A 16223-nucleotide genomic window follows, 5' to 3' on the forward strand; every position below is an offset into this window, starting at 1 on the left:
CATGGTGCGCACCAGCACGGACGCCGTCGTGATCGGATCAGGCCCGAACGGGCTGACCGCCGCGGTCACGCTCGCCCGCGCCGGGCTCGACGTGCTGGTGCTGGAGGCCCAGCCTGTCGCTGGTGGGGGAGCCCGCACGCTGGAGTCCGACCAGGCCGACGGGCTGCACCACGACATCTGCTCCGCCGTGCACCCTCTGGCCCTGGCCAGCCCGGCATTCCGCCAGTTCGACTTCGCCGCCCGCGGCGTCGAGCTGATCGCTCCCGAAACGTCCTACGCCCAGCCCATCGACGCCCACCAGGCAGCGATCGCCTACCGGTCCCTGGAGCGCACCGCGGCCGAGCTGGGCGCCGACGGACCCGCGTGGCGCAACTTCTTCGACCCGCTGGTCGAGAATGTGGACCTGCTCACCGAGGTCGCCCTGGGTGACCGACGCCACCTGCCGGGTGGTCTGTTGAACCCGCAGGGAATCGGTGCCCTCGTGCGCGCCGGCCTCCGGGTGATCGAACAGGCCACGCCCGCCTGGAACATGCGCTTTCGCACCGATCTCGGCCCAGCGCTGCTGACCGGGGTGGCCGCACACGCCATCTCCCCACTGCCCAGCCCCGCCGCCTCCGGCACGTCCGTGATGCTGGCCACCCACGCCCACACCGTCGGCTGGCCCATCCCTGTGGGTGGATCCGGCGCCCTGACGGCGTCCCTGATCTCCGATCTGGAGGCGCACGGCGGCCGTGTGGTCACCGGGGCCGAGGTGCGCTCGTGGAAGGAGCTGCCACGCGCGCGCGCCTACCTTGCCGACACTTCACCCGCCGGTCTGCTCCGGATCTGGGGCGATCGGATGCGCCCAGCGGTGCGACGCGCGCTCGAACGGTTCCGCTACGGCGACGCCGCCGCCAAGGTCGACTACGTACTCTCCGAGCCCGTGCCGTGGGCGGACCCGCGCGTGGGTGCCGCCGCCACGGTGCACCTGGGGGGAACGCGGGCGGAGATGGCGTTCGCCGAGGCTGAGGTCGCGGCCGGGCGGATGCCGCAGCGGCCCATGGCGCTCTTCTCTGATCCCAGCATCGCCGATGCTGGCCGGATCGTGGGCGGCCTGCGCCCCGGATGGGCCTACGCCCATGTGCCCGCCTGGTATCCGGGAGACGTGACCGAGGCCGTGACGGCGCAGATCGAACGCTTCGCGCCCGGCTTCAGGGACGTCGTCGTGAGTGCCCGCTGCACCCCGGCATCCCAGATGAGTGAGCACAACGCCAACTACGTGGGCGGGGACATCGCCGCCGGCGCCCTCTCCACCTGGGGGCTGCTGGCGCGGCCACGGCTGGCGTGGGATCCGTACGCCACCTCGATCCCGGGGGTGTACCTGTGCTCGCAGTCCACTCCGCCCGCACCCGGGGTGCACGGGATGTCCGGATGGCACGCCGCCCGTCGCGCCCTCGCGCAGCGGTTCTCGCTCCCGGTGCCCTCGCTCGCACCCTGATACTTCCTGCCGATCTTGACTGCTGCTTGCTGGTCTGACGGGCGTGCTGACCGGGCCGACACGGATACGTGGAGTGCGGCGACATGGTGCCGCACTCCACGTATCCGTGTCGCGCCGGTCACGCGGGCCCACCTCCGGTGAGCCGATTCGTCCCGCTGCTTGCACTCTCGGCCCGAGAGTGCCAATAATGGCATTAGCACTCTCGCACTGAGAGTGACAACTGTGGTCAGCGAGATGAGGCGCCGGCCCGGTGCGTGACGTGAACGCATCGGATCGACGTCGTCCGTCGCGGGCGTCCCGCCGACCGAAACCGAAAGCCAGTTCCGGAGGATCGAACCGCCAATGGCTAAGCAGATTGCCTTCAACGAGGAGGCCCGTCGCGGGATGGAGCGTGGCCTCAACAGCCTCGCCGACACCGTGAAGGTCACCCTCGGCCCGCGGGGACGCAATGTCGTCCTCGAGAAGAAGTGGGGCGCTCCCACGATCACCAACGATGGTGTGTCCATCGCCAAGGAGATCGAGCTCGAGGAGCCCTACGAGAAGATCGGTGCAGAGCTCGTCAAGGAGGTCGCCAAGAAGACTGACGACGTCGCGGGCGACGGCACCACCACCGCTACCGTGCTCGCCCAGGCGCTCGTGCGCGAGGGCCTGCGCAACGTCGTCGCCGGCGCCAACCCGATCGCCCTGAAGCGGGGCATCGAGAAGGCTGTCGACGCCGTCACCGAGCAGCTGCTCTCCTCGGCCACCGAGGTCGACACCAAGGCGCAGATCGCGGCCACCGCTGGCATCTCCGCCGGTGACCCGCAGATCGGTGAACTGATCGCCGAGGCCCTCGACAAGGTGGGCAAGGAAGGCGTCATCACGGTCGAGGAGTCCCAGGCGCTGGGTCTCGAGCTCGAGCTGACCGAAGGTATGCGCTTCGACAAGGGCTACCTCTCGGCCTACTTCGTCACCGACCAGGACCGCCAGGAGGCCGTCCTGGAGGACGCCTACGTCCTGCTCGTCGAGGGCAAGATCTCCAACGTCAAGGAGGTCCTGCCGCTGCTGGAGAAGGTCATCCAGTCCGGCAAGCCGCTGCTGATCATCTCCGAGGATGTCGAGGGCGAAGCCTTGGCCACCCTGGTGCTCAACAAGATCCGCGGCACCTTCAAGTCCGTTGCCGTCAAGGCCCCGGGCTTCGGCGACCGCCGCAAGGCCATGCTCAACGACATCGCCATCCTGACCGGTGGTGAGGTCGTCTCCGAGACCGTGGGCCTCAAGCTCGACAACGTCGGCCTCGAGGTGCTCGGTACCGCGCGCAAGGTCGTCGTGACCAAGGACGAGACCACGATCGTCGAGGGTGCCGGCGACGCCGACGCCATCGCCGGACGCGTGGCCCAGATCCGCGCCGAGATCGAGAACTCCGACTCCGACTACGACCGCGAGAAGCTCCAGGAGCGCCTCGCCAAGCTCGCCGGTGGTGTCGCGGTCATCAAGGCCGGTGCCGCCACGGAGGTCGAGCTCAAGGAGCGCAAGCACCGCATCGAGGACGCGGTGCGCAACGCCAAGGCTGCCGTAGAGGAGGGCATCGTCGCCGGTGGTGGCGTCGCGCTCATCCAGGCTGCTGCGCTCGCCTTCGCCAAGCTCGAGCTGGAAGGCGACGAGGCCACCGGTGCCTCGATCGTGCAGATCGCAGTGGACGCCCCGCTCAAGCAGATCGCGGTCAACGCTGGTCTCGAGGGCGGCGTCGTGGTGGAGAAGGTGCGCGGACTGCCCACCGGCCACGGCCTCAACGCCGCGACCGGCGAGTACGAGGACCTGCTCGCCGCCGGCATCAACGACCCGGTGAAGGTCACCCGTTCCGCTCTGCAGAACGCGGCCTCCATCGCCGGGCTGTTCCTCACCACCGAGGCCGTCGTGGCCGACAAGCCGGAGAAGGCTCCGGCCGCACCGGCTGGTGGCGACGACATGGGTGGCATGGGCGGTATGGGCTTCTGATAAGCCAGGGCGGGCAAGGCTTCTGAGAAGCCGGCACCGCTTGAGCCGCTGAGCTCAGCACCCTGCCGAAAGGCCCCGGTTCCCTTGCGGAGCCGGGGGCTTTCGCATTGCCGGCACCGTTCTCCGCCGGCCGCCAGCAACTCCGGGTAGCTCAGAGCCCGCGCAGCTCCGCCTCGAGGTTCGTGCGCGCCTGCTCCTGCCACCGTGCGGCACCGACCGTCGTGCGGAAGAGCGGTTCCTGAGCGAGGAGGTGCTTCACGACGGCGGAGCGACCCGTCCGCCAGTCCGCGTCCGTGACGTGGGCGTACTCCGCCCGCACCTGCCGCAGGTAGCGGCGGTAGCCGGCCTCGTCCCGGCCCAGGACCGCCAGGTCGGCATCGCAGAGCAGCGCACCGTTCGTATCGCCGGGCCCGGGGGAGTGGCCCCGCGTGAGCAGCACCAGACGCACCACCTCGTCGATCTCCATGCGCTCCAGACCGGCCGCGGCGAGCGTGGACTGCGCCAGCTCGGCGGACGCCCGCTCGTCCGCACCGGCGACTCCGCGGTAGACGGCGTCGTGGAACCAGGCAGCGAGCAACACCGGCCGCGGCGCAGTCGCGGGTGCGCAGAGGAGGTCCAGCGCCTCCAGCACATCGAGCAGGTGCGCACTCGTGTGATAGCTGCGATGCGTCTCCTCCCACCGGTCGAGCAGGTCGTTCCCCGTGGTCATGGCTGTGCCTGGCGCGAGTTCGGGCACTATCCGCTCCCAGCGGTTCAGCAATGCGGCCCGGCGGTAGTGCGGGCGCTGCCGTGCCGGGATCCGCAGCCCGCTCGCCCGTAGGCGCCTGATCAGTTCGCCGGCCGGAACGCTCACTGCGCCGCGCGTGACCAGATCGTCGTGCATCCGCGCGGGCACGTCGTAGTGGTCGGCATCGAAGGCCCGGGTGCTGACCCCGGCCGCTGCGGCGAACGCGTGCAACTCGGCGAGCGAGACGTCCGAGACCAGGTGCGAGAACCAGGTGCCGTGCGCCGGCCACAGCGGCGGGTCGATGAGGATGGCCACCTCCTCAGCGTAGATCCGGGGCGAGCCGACCCGCTCAGCGGGCGAAGAGTCTGGTGTTCGCTGTCTCGGCAGCCTCGTACTCACGGGCGCCGGTGTCCAGCGCCAGCGAGATCTGCTCCAACGATGCTTCCACCTGCTGCTGCGTGGCACGCCAGTCAGTGATGAGCGCCGAGAACGAGGCCGCGGCGCTGCCGTGCCACGAGCTCTGCAGCGACGTGAGGTGCCGCATCATGTTCGTTACTTCGGTCCGGATCGCCGCCGCCGACACCCGGGCACTCGCACCCGCCCGCGCCACTTCCGCGCTGTCCACCTGGAACTGTGCCATCTCGTCCTCCTCGTCTTCCGGGCGGCCCTGTGCGCGCCCGGTACCAGGAGGCTAGGAAGACGGGCGCACAGGTGAGGTGCGCCGTCGTGGGGGTTGTGGATGCATGTGCATCGACACGCATGAATCGGCACCCACGGCAGAATGAGCACCTGCACCGATGCTTCCCACCTCACTGGCGGGAAGCGCGCCGCCCGTACTTGATAGCCGGCATCTTCGGGGGGCGGCTGAGCGACGGTACGGTCCCCGCGTCCGAGCGGTCCTCCACCTGCTCGCCCTGACCGGCACGTGATGCCGTCCGTTCTGCGTCGGATTCTTCCTCGGCCTCAGACCTCTGTTCGGACTCGGACTCCTGTTCGGGGTCCGCATGAGCAGGGGCCGGGCGGTCGTGGTCCTCGAGATCCGGCCGCTCCTCCTCGGCCAGTGTCGCCTCGGCATCGGCACTACCGGCGGCCGGGATCTCGGCGAGTGCAGCGGTCAGCCGGTCGTGCTCGGCGGTGAGGTTCTCGCGCGCGGCGTCCTCCCACGACTGGGCCAGTGGGCTGGCGAACAGATTGTTCCGGCCGAGCAACTTGGTCACGATCGCCAGCCGGGCCTCCAGGTAGTCCCGGTCCGGGATGTGGCGGTACTCCTCGCGCACCTCACGGCGGTAGGCCTGGTAGCGCTGCGGTTCGGCGGCCAGCCCGCCCAGGTCGGCATCGCAGAGCGCCTGGGCGTCGATATCACCCTTCGGTGCGGAGTGCCGCGAGATGGCGATGATCAGCTCCGAGACCCTGTCGACCACGTCACTCGGCACGCCCAACTCGGTCAGCTCCGCGCGGGCCAGGTCGGCCGAGGCGATCTCGTCCACACCGCCGCGGTGCGCGTAGGCCTGGCGGGCGGCCGCGTCGAAGGCGGCACCGTGGAACCAGGCCGCGATCCGCACCACGTCCGGGTTGTGGGTCTCGGGACCGAGCTCGTCCACCCGGGCCAGCACCCCGATGAGCCGCTTGAGGTTGTGGTGGATCCGGCTGGGATCGGACCAACGCTCGATCAGCCGCTCACCGCAGGATTCGATCGCCTCGCGGTCGGCCGTGGCACCCACGGCCTCCAGGCTCCGGCGCCATGCCGCAAGTACCCATCCCGGTGCGTCAACGACGCCCATCACGCTCACGTTCCTCGTTCGGAGAACAGGTTCACGTCATCGTAGACCCGCACAGCCATTTCTCGGACCGACGAGCGGGGGCCCGGCGCCAACTGTTACCGCCATGTCATCTGCGCCAGCGGGGAGCAGGCCCACCCGCGACTACGCTGGGACCATGTCAGCAGCTGTTCCGGCCGCCGTGATCACGGTCTCGGACCGTTGCGCCCGCGGTGAGCGGGCGGACCGGTCGGGGCCCGCGGCTGCCGCGATGCTCGCCGAGGCGGGCTACGCCGTTGCACCTGTGCTGCTGATCCCGGACGGGGAGGACACGGTCGAGAACGCCATCCGCTCCGCGCTGGCCCAGGGAACCCGGGTGGTGCTGACCACAGGCGGCACCGGGGTCTCACCCCGAGATCTGACGCCGGAGGGCACCGCTCGTGTGCTGGAACGGCAGCTTCCCGGGGTGGCCGAGCAGATCCGCAGGCAGGACGCCGACGACGTCCCCACCGCAGTCCTCAGCCGTGGGCTCGCGGGGGTGGCTGGGCAGGCCCTGGTCGTGAACGCACCCGGTTCGGTCGGGGGCGCCACCGCAGCCGTGCGCGTGATCTTGCCCCTGATCCAGCACCTGCTCGATCAGCTGGACGGGGGTGATCACGCGTGAGTTCCCCATCGAATCTGGCACCGGTGGTCCGCGCGACGATCTCCGCACAACCGTTGGACGTGGGCGCCCACCAGGACGCCGTGACCGGGCCCGCGGACGGTGCGATGGCGTGCTTCGTCGGGACGGTGCGTGACCACAGCCCGGATGCCGCCGGACGCGTCGTGCTGCTGGAGTATGTGGCGCATCCGGATGCGCAGGAGACGCTGGAGCGGATCGCCGCGGACGTGGCCGGCCGGTACGGGCAGGTGCGCGTCGCCGTCAGCCATCGCACCGGTGAACTGGGCGTGGGGGACGCAGCGATCGTGGCGTGTGTGGCGTCAGCCCACCGGGCGGCGGCGTTCGATGCCTGCCGGGACCTGGTGGAGACCGTCAAGGCCGAGCTGCCGATCTGGAAGAAGCAGGTGCTGGCGGACGGATCGCACACGTGGGTGGGTGCGCTCTGATGGTATCCGAACACCTCGCCCGGCCCCTGGTCGACTCCTTCGGCCGGGTGCACCGGGATCTGCGCATCTCTCTGACGGACAAGTGCAATCTGCGCTGCGCCTACTGCATGCCGCCTGAGGGCGTGCCGTGGCTGAGCAAGAACAACATCCTCACCACCGATGAGCTCGTACGTGTCGCCGAGGTGGCGGCAGCGTTGGGCATCGTGGAGGTCCGGCTGACTGGCGGGGAACCGCTGCTGCGGCAGGACGCGGTGGACGTGGTGCGCCGGATGGCGGCGATCGAGGGGGCCACCGGGAAACTCGAGGTCTCGATGACCACGAACGGGATGGCGCTGCCGCGGGTGGCCGCCGATCTCGCCGATGCCGGCCTGGCGCGGGTCAACATCAGCCTCGACACCTTGAACGAGGAACGCTTCCACGAACTCACCCACCGCGATCGGCTCGAGGATGTGCTCGCCGGGATCGATGCGGCGCTGGCGGCCGGGCTGAACCCTGTGAAGATCAACGCCGTCGCGATGAGGGACGTGAACGACGATGAGCTCGTGGAACTGGTGCGCTTCGCTGCCCGCGCCGGGTGCGAGATGCGGTTCATCGAGCAGATGCCCCTGGATGCCGGGCACATCTGGTCCCGGGTGGCGATGGTGCGCGGGGAGGAGATCCTGGCGCAGCTGGAGCAGGCGTTCGAACTCACTCCGCTTCCCGGGCGTGGGGCGGCGCCTGCGGAACGGTTCCTCGTCGACGGCGGCCCCACCACTGTGGGCGTCATCCGGTCGGTGACGAAACCGTTCTGCGGAGCGTGCGACCGGGTCCGGATCACCGCTGACGGACAGTTGCGCAACTGTCTGTTCGCACGGGAAGAGTCGGACTTGCTGACGGTGTTGCGCTCCGGCGGGAGTGACGATGATGTGGCCGCACTCATGCACCGGTGCATCGCCGGCAAGCTGCCGGGCCACGGGATCGACGATCCCGGCTTCCTGCAGCCGGACCGGCCGATGAGTGCGATCGGTGGCTGAGACTCCCGCACCGCAGGTGCCGCCGGAGTTGGGCGTTCTCCCGCAGCTCCATGACGCACTCGTCGCCCATGGCACCGTGGCGCTCGGCGGATCTGGTCTGTTGCGCGCTCTCGGCCTCGACGTGGCGGTCAACGACTGGGACCTCCTCACCGACGTCGCCCCGGACCTCGTACGTGGTGTGGCCGAGGGGCTGGGCCTCTCTGCCCAGGAAGTCGCCGGTGACAGCACCAGGTTCGCCACCCGTGCGCTGTTCGAGCTGACCGACCCAGGAACGGGCCGGGAGATCGACATCATGGTGGATTTCGCGATCGTCGACGGCGGGCAGGTTGTGCCGATCCCGGTGCGTCCGTTCCGCCGATGGCACGGCCTGTGGCTCTCCGATCCGCGCGACTGGGTACTCGCGTACCGGCTGATGGGGCGCCGGGAGAAGGCTGCGATGCTGCGCAACTGGCTCGCCGAGGCGGACGGCGTCTGAACGCCGGGTGAACGGTGCGACCCGGTCGGTGAGACGGACCCACACGGCCCGAGCCACTCTGGCAGGTTAGGGGTATGGACTCTGCCGCGCTGCTCGATCTGCTCAAGGAGACGGCCGCAACCGTCATCACCCCGCGGTTCCGCGCCCTGGCCAGCGAGGAGGTGATCGAGAAGAGCCCCGGTGATCTCGTCACCGTTGCCGACCGTGAGTCGGAGGTGGTTCTCACCAAGGCGCTGCAGGAGGCCTACCCGGATGCCCTGATCCTCGGCGAGGAGGCCACGGCTGCCGACCCGAGCCTGCTGGAGGCGTTCGCCGCCGCCGAGCACAGCTTCACGATCGACCCGGTGGACGGGACGAAGAACTTTGTGAACGGCTCACCCGATCATGCGGTGATGCTCTCCGAACTGCGTGGTTCGGAGGTCGTGCGGGCGCTGATCTGGCAGCCCGAGCACCAGGTGGCGTGGGTCGCCGAGAAGGGTGCCGGTACCTACCGCAACGGTGAGCGGGTGGCACCGATCGCCCGGGAGAGCGGGCCGGCGGGACTGCGGGGTGCGACGTCGTCGGTGCTCGGCGGTTCCGCGGCACCGGCTGAGCTGCCCGCCATGCAGGAGTCCTGGTGGTGCGCCGGGGTGGACTACCCGAACCTCGTGACCGGCACGATCGACTACCTCGCCTACCGCAAGGACTGGCCGTGGGATCACGCGCCCGGTTCGCTGCTGGTCACCGAGACCGGTGGGTACGTCGGACGTCTCGACGGCCGAGCCTACGACCCGCGCGTGCTCACCGGGTGGATGGTGGCCGCAGCGACGCCGCAGATCTTCGAGGCGGTCAGTCCGCCGATTGCGCGGGCGCTCGGCGCTCGTTGAGGCCGCGCAGTGGGGCGATCATGCGGGTGAGGTAGACCGCGACCAGCAGGCACCCGATCGCCAGCACCACACCGTGCGCGGTCCGCAGCGCGGGGCTGAGGAAGAACTGCGGCAAGTAGGTGACCAGGCCCAGTCCGGTGAGGACGCCGGCAACCCGCGCGATCGGCCCGTGGGCCCAGGTCCGCACTGCCACAGCCACGCCGGCAGCCGCCACAGCGAGCAGGCCGAGACCGAACATCACGGTCTGGACTCCACCTCCGCGCACCTGCTCGGAGACGGCCGCCAGCCATTCCTCGTCGCCGGTGGCGTACTCGCCGAGTGCCTGCAAGCCGAAGGTCTCCGCCCCGAAGTACGGCAGCACCAGCACCGTGCCCACCCAGGCCAGCACGGCAGCCACGGTGAGGGGATCGCGGTGGCGAGGGCCGCCGTCGGCGATCATGGCGGCGGCCACCGCGAGACCGAGGGCGATGAAGGCCGCCATGCCCAACGTGTGCGAGACGACCCAGCCGGTGGAGGCGAAGGTCTCCGCGCGAGTGCTCAGGTCCTCATCCGACCATGGCCGGAGCGTGGGGAACAGAACGAATCCCAAGCCTGCGGCGGTGAAGGCGATGGCCGATGTGGTTCGGGCGGGCATTCTGCCTCTTCTCGACATGAGCGGTGCTGCCTGATGTGAGCGGTGCTCTCACACCAATGGTGGCACATCCGTCTTGATCTGAACACCCATCGGATGCGGGTGGGCACTCACCCGAGTGTCTGAGGCTCAGCCACCCGCGAACGGCGGGAGCACGTCGACCACGTCGGTCTCCTCCAACGCAGTGTCGTTCTCCGCGACGACCCCATCGACCAACAGCGAGCAACGGGTCAGCACCCGCTCCAGCGGCTCCCCGTGCCGCTCGACCATCAGCGCCCGCAGTTCCCCGATCGTGTTCGCGGCCAGTGACTCCCCGTGCCGGCCTGCGGCCTCCGCAGCGGCGGCGAAGTAGCGCACCTCGGTCATCGGTCCACCTCCTGCTGCTCGCTCTTCCAGGCATGTGCCAGTTCGCTGATTCGTTCCGCGACGACGCGCGCGTCACCGCCGGAGGCGACGGCGATGCCGGCGATGAACGCCGTCACGGGTGCGGCCGGACGATCCACCTGGTGCGCGACGTCGCGGGTCATATCCAGCAACGGCCGCAGGTCGACCAGGCCCGGATGAACGTCCAACTGGGTGCAGACATGCTGCACCCAGGCGTCGATCGGGGGAAGATCAGTGCTCATCGCGTGCCTCGATTCTCCGCTGCCGCAGGGCTGGTGCCGAGTCTGCCAGACGCTGGGCCGATCGCGCCGCCCGCAGATCGTCCTCGGTGTCCACATCGCGCCCGGCCGAACTTGTGACCGCGCGCAGACGCAGGGGCGAGAGCAACTGCCGAAGTGAGGCACCCTCCACCTGACCCAACCGGTCGAGCGCGCTCTGCAGTGACGTCCGGCGATGGAGACCGGCGAGCCACTGCCAGCGCCCCTCCGGGTCCTGCAGACACACCCCGTCTGTGCCTGTCTCCGCATGCGCCGCCACGGACAGCAGGTCGGCCACCGCTTCCTCAGCGTTGGGCAGATCGGCTGCCAGCAGCAGCACCCAGGGCGCCGGTCCGGCCGTTCTGGGTGACGTCGGCGGTATCGCGTCCGACAGGGCTTGAAGACCGGCGTGCAGCGCGGCCACCGGCCCCGCGAATGCCGGCTCCTCCCGGGTGCGGAGCACCCCGTCCGGCAGCGCGTGATGCTCCGGCCCGACCACCACGGTGCGCCGCGACCCAGCGCTCGCGCGCAGAGCCCGGTGCAGCAAGGTCTGCCCGCCGACCTCCAGCGATGGCTTGTCCGCCCCGCCGAGGCGGGAGGCCCGCCCACCGGCCAGCACGACGGCGTCCCGCACCACCCCGGCCGGCGCACCAGGCCGAGGGGTGGGATCGCCGTCGGACATCGGGCTACTCCGCCCGGTGCCAGTCGCCGGACTTCCCACCGGTCTTCGCGACCAGCCGGACCTGCTCGATCGAGGTGCTCTTGTCCAGCCCCTTGACCATATCGAGCACGTTCAGCGCAGCCACGCTGACCGCCGTCAAGGCCTCCATCTCGACCCCGGTGCGGTCGGCGGTGCGTGCGGTGGCCCGCAGCACGACGCCCTCGTCGGTGATCTCGGCGTCGAGTACGACGCCGTGCACGCCGATCACGTGTGCGAGCGGGAGCAGCTCCGGGGTGCGTTTCGCGGCCGCGATCCCGGCGACCCGCGCCACGGCGAGCACGTCACCCTTGGGCACCGACCCCTCGCGCAGTGCCGCGACCACGTGGCCGGCGCAGCGCACCAGTCCCTCGGCCGTCGCAGAGCGCACCGTCGGCTGCTTCTCGGTCACGTCCACCATGCGCGCATGGCCGGCGTCGTCGAGGTGAGTGAAGCGGGGTGCTTCGGTCATGGGTCGGTTCCCTCCAGCAGTTCGATCATGTCTCCGGCGTGCACGTCCGTGACGTCTGCCGGAACGCGCGCCAGCGCATCGGCGGAGGCGAGGGTGCCCACCAGGTGTGATCCCGACCCGCGGGCGCTCGCGGGCTGGACCCGCACCACCTCCACCGGGTCGGTTCCCGTGGCGGCGGTGACCACCCGCACGGGCATGAACTGTTCCCGCCCGGCAGGTGAGGCCCATCCCTGCCACGCACGGGCCGCCGTCACCGGGATCTTCTCGGGGACCAGACGGCCGGCGAGCCGGTGCAGGGCGGGGGCGACGAACACCTCGAAGGAGACGTACACGCTCACCGGGTTGCCCGGCAGGGTGAACACGAGCGTGCCGTCGCCCAGGCGACCGAATCCCTGCGGCTTGCCGGGCTGCATCGCGACCGGGCCGAACCACATCTGCGGCTCCGGTGCCAGCACGGCCTTGACCACGTCGTAGGCGCCGACGCTGACGCCGCCGGAGCAGACGATCGCATCCACCTGGCCGCTGGTCTCGGCGATCAGGCGCGCGAACGCGGCCTCGTCGTCGGGGACGGCACCGATGCGCACCGGCTCAGCGCCGGCCTGCCGCACCAGCTCAGCGAGCAGGTAGGAGTTGGAGTCCGGGATCTGCCCATGCTCGGGCCGGGTGCCGGGGGTGATGAGCTCGGTGCCGGTGGAGATGACGGCCACCCGCGGGCGGGGGTGGACCCGAAGCCGGCCGTGACCGGCGGCGGCCGCGGCGGCGACCTGTCGCGCGCCCAGGGTGGTGCCAGCGGTCAGCACCACGTCTCCGGCACTCAGATCGTCCCCGGCGCGGCGCACATGCCGGCCCACATCGGGGGCGAGGGTGAGGCGCACGTGCTCGGTTCCGCCGTCGGAGTACTCCACCGGCACGATCGCATCAGCGCCCTCGGGCAGCGGGGCGCCGGTCATGATGCGCGCGACAGCACCCGGGACGAGCGGGGCGATCCGGGTGGCGCCGGCGGGGATGTCGGCGCAGACCTCCAGGGTGCGCGGGTGCTGCTCGCTGGTGCCGGTCAGCTCGGCTGCGCGGACGGCGTACCCGTCCATCGCGGAGTTGTCGAACAGCGGGATCGGCGTGGTGGAGGCGACGTCCTCGGCGAGGACGAGGCCGCCGGTCTCGGTGAGGTCTACGGTGACCGGCGGGAGCGGGGTGACGGTGGTCAGGACGGCGCGGCGGTGCTCGGCCGCAGTGCGGGTCATCGGCTCTCCCAGGCGGCGATGCCGCCCTCGAGCACGGTGACGGCGTACCCGTGGGCGGCGAGGTCGGTGGCGGCCTGCTCGGCGCGCGGTCCGAGGGCGCAGTACGCGATCACCTCCGGGGTCTCGCCGATCTCGGCCCGGCCGGCCTCGGTGAGGGCGCGCGCCAGGGGGACCAGGCGGGAGCCCGGGATGGAGGAGCGCATGTACTCCTCGGGCTCACGCACGTCGAGGAGGATGAAGTCGTCGCGGCGGTGGCGTCGTTCGGTGAGGCGACGGTCGAGCTCGGCGGGGGTGAGGCGGGCGAGGGGCGGCGATTCTGGCCGCCCGGGTGCGCCGAGGGTGGGCTCAGTGTCGGAACTCGCGTTGACATCGACACTCAGGCCACGCTCGTCGGGGGAGCCGGTGGTGGATCCGGACCGCAGCGGCACCTCGCTCCACCGGGCGTTGAGCGCATCCAGCACCAGTACCCGGCCCAGCAGCGGTTCCCCGATCCCTGCGATCAGCTTGATCGTCTCGTGTGCCATCACCGCGCCCACCTGCCCGCACAGGGCACCCAGCACTCCGGCCTCGGCGCACGAGGGGATCTCACCCTCGCCGGGTTCGTGTGGGAAGAGGGTACGCAGCCGCACCGGATCCCGGCCCTGCGGCGGAGACGCCCAGAACACCGAGACCTGCGCATCGAAACGTAGGACCGACCCCCACACCAGCGGCAGACCGAGCCGCGCGCAGGCGTCGTCGACCACGTACCGGGTGGCGAACGTGTCCGTGCCGTCGAGCACCACGTCCGCGCCACGTAGGAGATCATCGGCGTTGTAGGCGGTGAGCTGCTCGTTTCGACGGTCGACGGTCAGGTCCGGCGCCAGTTCCCACAGGGTGGCGGCGGCCGAGTCCACCTTGGGCCGGCCCAGGTCGGAGACCCCGTGGGCGATCTGCCGGTGCAGATTGGACCGTTCGACCACATCGTGATCGATGATCCGCAGCGTGCCGATCCCCGCAGCGGCCAGGTACATCAGCGCGGGGGAGCCGAGCCCCCCGGCGCCCACCATCGCCACGGTGGCCCCGCGCAGCCGACGCTGCCCGATCTCCCCCAACTGCGGCAGCAGGATGTGGCGGGAGAGACGGTCGGTCTCGGCGCGGCTGAGCGCCGGACCCGGTTCGACGAGCGGCGGTAGCGGCATGGTCCTACGGTAGTCGGCTCGTGGCGCGCCGCGGCGCGTGGGGCTGGGCACTGTGGGCCAGGGTAGGCCGGGTAGCCGCTCGCCTAGCCCGGCCGGTTCCGCCCGATGTGCGAACACAGACGACTGCCCACAGCCATGCCGTGCCAGATGTGGCACAGGTTCGCTGAGGGCCGTCGATTGCGTCAGTGAGTGCCGGTGATCCTGCCACGAGGGTGGTGCCAGGGTGCAGATGCCCTGGATTCACCGCGGCGGCATCCGCAGGGCACCGTCCAGGCGGATCACCTCACCGTTGAGCAGCGGGTTGGCCACGATGTGTGCCACAAGGTCGGCGTACTCCGCGGGTCGGCCGAGGCGTGCGGGGTGCGGTACCAGTGCCTCCAACGACTCACGCACCTCCTCCCCGAGGCCCGCCATCATCGGCGTCTCGAACACTCCGGGGGCAATCGTCATCACCCGGATCGCCCGGCTCGCGAGATCCCGGGCAGCCGGCAGCGTCAGGCTCGCCACCCCGCCCTTGGACGAGGAGTACGCCGCCTGACCGATCTGCCCGTCGAAGGCGGCCACGGACGCGGTCATCACGATCACCCCGCGGTCGCCGTCCAGCGGATCGTTGCCGGCCATCGCCTCCGCGGCGGCCTCCAGCACCGCGAACGTGCCGATCAGGTTGATCTCCACTACCCGCCGGTACTCGGCTAGGAGGAGCATCCCCTGTTTGCCGAGAATCCGGCCCGGGGTGGCCACTCCGGCGCAGCAGACGGCGGCCCGCAGCTCTCCCCGTCGCGTCGCCTGCTCGACGGCGGCCCTGACCTGTCCCTCGTCCGTCACGTCTGCGGGGGCGAAGCTTGCGACGGGGCCCAGTTCCTCGGCCAGAGCAGCCCCGCGGGAGGTGGGCAGGTCCAGCAAGACGACGCGGGCGCCGTCGGCGATGAACCTGCGGGCCGTGGCCTCGCCGAGGCCGGAGGCACCGCCTGAGATGAGGGCAACGGACTCGTCGGTGATGTTCATGACCTGACCGTACGTCGTCGACCGGTCGGCCGCCTCGGATCGGGTGACCCTACTCCGAGATCAACTCGAGCTCGTCGGGCTTGTAGATCGAGGTGGGGTGGTCCTCTTCAGGGAGTTCGTCGACCGAGAAGCGTACGCGCACGAACTGGCGCGTCACCTCGATGACGGTGGCCCGTCGCCGCTCCACCCCCAGCTGGGCCAGCACCAGGTCACCGCGCTTGAACGACTTGAGCGTCAGAGGCTGCTTCTGGGTCGTCTTGCTCATCGTGTGCTCCTGTCGCGAGTGGAGTCGCGTATATCGCTCAAGTGTACGTCGAGGGACCGGTCCATGTGGGTGCAGATTGCGTTCACGGCTGCACGGCACTTTCGGTACGTGGCCAGCGTGAGCGGGTGCTGCTCGGCACAGAGCGCTTGCTTCTCCTCGTCGGCATGAGCGAGTGCGTTCCTGGTGGCGTTGAGCCACTCCAAGTAGCGCACCCAGTGGGGGTACTGAACGGCTTGGTTCTTGAGGCTGCGCGCCAGATCGATCCCCAGGCTGCTCATGAAGTCGTGCTTCACGTTGCCCCATGAAGCGTTTCCGCGGTCGATTCGTCGACTGCCCATCAGGCTGAGCCTCACGATGCTCGTGATGTCGGGATGGTTGCGAACCCCGAGGGAGACGAAACGTCCAACGGACTCGTCGTGCAGATCGCGGCAGAACCCCTGGAACTCCGACGCCAGCCGGATCAGCAACGCGTGGTTGATCTCCTCTGTGACCCACCGCCGCCCGGGCCCGGCACCCGCAACTGCGCGGTGGGCAGCGACGAGCTTGTCGAGCCGCTCGCGTCGAACGCCCCGCCAGTCCTGTAGTGCTTGGGAGCCCATAGGAGCACGGTAGGAGCACACCAGGGATCAGTGCAGGCGCCATCCACAGGCCTGTCCGGCACGTCCGGGGCAACGGACGCGCGAGGGTGGGCTGC

Annotated in this window: 20 protein-coding genes; 7 read left to right on the forward strand and 13 right to left on the reverse strand. The window is 70.3% G+C overall.

From position 1 onward, the window contains the following. Window position 1: 1 nt before the first annotated feature. Complete coding sequence (locus tag FV560_RS09125) at window positions 2-1477, forward strand: phytoene desaturase family protein (RefSeq protein ID WP_159621219.1); 1476 nt, start codon at window positions 2-4, stop codon at window positions 1475-1477. A 342-nt stretch (window positions 1478-1819) separates the two neighbouring features. Then, window positions 1820-3454 carry a chaperonin GroEL gene (gene groL / locus FV560_RS09130; protein WP_159621220.1) on the forward strand — a complete coding sequence of 545 codons (1635 nt, stop codon included), beginning with the start codon at window positions 1820-1822 and terminating at the stop codon, window positions 3452-3454. Between the two features lie 151 nt (window positions 3455-3605). Here groL and FV560_RS09135 read toward each other — a convergent pair whose 3' ends face one another. From FV560_RS09135 to FV560_RS09145, 3 genes are all read right to left on the reverse strand, one after another. Further along, window positions 3606-4496, reverse strand: coding sequence for a DUF4031 domain-containing protein (locus tag FV560_RS09135; protein WP_159621221.1), 891 nt, complete (start codon window positions 4494-4496; stop codon window positions 3606-3608). Between the two features lie 34 nt (window positions 4497-4530). Next, window positions 4531-4821 carry a WXG100 family type VII secretion target gene (locus FV560_RS09140; protein WP_159621222.1) on the reverse strand — a complete coding sequence of 97 codons (291 nt, stop codon included), beginning with the start codon at window positions 4819-4821 and terminating at the stop codon, window positions 4531-4533. 169 nt (window positions 4822-4990) lie between these two features. Further along, a complete protein-coding gene (locus FV560_RS09145; protein WP_200837590.1) occupies window positions 4991-5962 on the reverse strand; it encodes an HD domain-containing protein in 972 nt (323 codons plus the stop codon). Between the two features lie 154 nt (window positions 5963-6116). Here FV560_RS09145 and FV560_RS20110 point away from each other — a divergent pair, with 154 nt between their 5' ends. The 5 genes from FV560_RS20110 to FV560_RS09170 all read left to right on the forward strand — a co-directional run bounded on the left by FV560_RS20110 (window position 6117) and on the right by FV560_RS09170 (window position 9399). Next, window positions 6117-6602 (forward strand): MogA/MoaB family molybdenum cofactor biosynthesis protein, encoded by a 486-nt coding sequence (locus FV560_RS20110; RefSeq protein ID WP_200837591.1) that lies wholly within the window; start codon window positions 6117-6119, stop codon window positions 6600-6602. Further along, entirely contained in the window at window positions 6599-7045 is a 447-nt protein-coding gene (locus FV560_RS09155; protein WP_235020029.1) for a molybdenum cofactor biosynthesis protein MoaE, read from the forward strand. Before FV560_RS20110 ends, FV560_RS09155 begins: the two co-directional genes overlap by 4 nt. After that, window positions 7045-8058, forward strand: a complete 1014-nt coding sequence (gene moaA, locus FV560_RS09160; protein ID WP_159621225.1) for a GTP 3',8-cyclase MoaA — start codon at window positions 7045-7047, stop codon at window positions 8056-8058. The genes FV560_RS09155 and moaA overlap by 1 nt, the downstream gene beginning before the upstream one ends. Continuing rightward, the gene (locus FV560_RS09165) at window positions 8051-8533 is read left to right on the forward strand and encodes a hypothetical protein (RefSeq protein ID WP_159621226.1); all 483 of its coding nucleotides are present in this window, start codon (window positions 8051-8053) and stop codon (window positions 8531-8533) included. The genes moaA and FV560_RS09165 overlap by 8 nt, the downstream gene beginning before the upstream one ends. Before the next feature lie 74 nt (window positions 8534-8607). Beyond that, window positions 8608-9399: an inositol monophosphatase family protein gene (locus FV560_RS09170; RefSeq protein ID WP_159621227.1), complete on the forward strand. Its 792-nt coding sequence runs from the start codon at window positions 8608-8610 to the stop codon at window positions 9397-9399. On the opposite strand, the gene FV560_RS09175 is transcribed toward FV560_RS09170, so the two are convergent. From FV560_RS09175 to FV560_RS09220, 10 genes are all read right to left on the reverse strand, one after another. Continuing rightward, entirely contained in the window at window positions 9362-10033 is a 672-nt protein-coding gene (locus tag FV560_RS09175) for a hypothetical protein (protein WP_159621228.1), read from the reverse strand. The two genes, FV560_RS09170 and FV560_RS09175, sit on opposite strands and share 38 nt — an antisense overlap. A gap of 126 nt (window positions 10034-10159) precedes the next feature. Next, a complete protein-coding gene (locus FV560_RS09180) occupies window positions 10160-10396 on the reverse strand; it encodes a MoaD/ThiS family protein (RefSeq protein ID WP_159621229.1) in 237 nt (78 codons plus the stop codon). Next, window positions 10393-10656, reverse strand: coding sequence for a DUF6457 domain-containing protein (locus FV560_RS09185; RefSeq protein WP_159621230.1), 264 nt, complete (start codon window positions 10654-10656; stop codon window positions 10393-10395). The genes FV560_RS09180 and FV560_RS09185 overlap by 4 nt, the downstream gene beginning before the upstream one ends. Continuing rightward, window positions 10646-11353, reverse strand: coding sequence for a molybdenum cofactor guanylyltransferase (gene mobA / locus FV560_RS09190; protein WP_235020030.1), 708 nt, complete (start codon window positions 11351-11353; stop codon window positions 10646-10648). Before mobA ends, FV560_RS09185 begins: the two co-directional genes overlap by 11 nt. Before the next feature lie 4 nt (window positions 11354-11357). After that, window positions 11358-11840, reverse strand: coding sequence for a cyclic pyranopterin monophosphate synthase MoaC (gene moaC, locus FV560_RS09195; RefSeq protein ID WP_159621231.1), 483 nt, complete (start codon window positions 11838-11840; stop codon window positions 11358-11360). Next, window positions 11837-13081, reverse strand: a complete 1245-nt coding sequence (locus FV560_RS09200; protein WP_159621232.1) for a molybdopterin molybdotransferase MoeA — start codon at window positions 13079-13081, stop codon at window positions 11837-11839. The genes moaC and FV560_RS09200 overlap by 4 nt, the downstream gene beginning before the upstream one ends. Beyond that, window positions 13078-14259: a ThiF family adenylyltransferase gene (locus FV560_RS09205; RefSeq protein WP_159621233.1), complete on the reverse strand. Its 1182-nt coding sequence runs from the start codon at window positions 14257-14259 to the stop codon at window positions 13078-13080. Before FV560_RS09205 ends, FV560_RS09200 begins: the two co-directional genes overlap by 4 nt. Window positions 14260-14499: 240 nt before the next feature. Continuing rightward, entirely contained in the window at window positions 14500-15264 is a 765-nt protein-coding gene (locus FV560_RS09210; RefSeq protein WP_159621234.1) for an SDR family NAD(P)-dependent oxidoreductase, read from the reverse strand. 49 nt (window positions 15265-15313) lie between these two features. Continuing rightward, complete coding sequence (locus tag FV560_RS09215) at window positions 15314-15529, reverse strand: hypothetical protein (RefSeq protein ID WP_159621235.1); 216 nt, start codon at window positions 15527-15529, stop codon at window positions 15314-15316. Further along, the gene (locus FV560_RS09220; protein ID WP_159621236.1) at window positions 15526-15996 is read right to left on the reverse strand and encodes a hypothetical protein; all 471 of its coding nucleotides are present in this window, start codon (window positions 15994-15996) and stop codon (window positions 15526-15528) included. Before FV560_RS09220 ends, FV560_RS09215 begins: the two co-directional genes overlap by 4 nt. Between the last annotated feature and the right edge of the window lie 227 nt (window positions 15997-16223).

Source organism: Ruania rhizosphaerae (assembly GCF_009805705.1).
Classification (GTDB): domain Bacteria; phylum Actinomycetota; class Actinomycetes; order Actinomycetales; family Beutenbergiaceae; genus Ruania; species Ruania rhizosphaerae.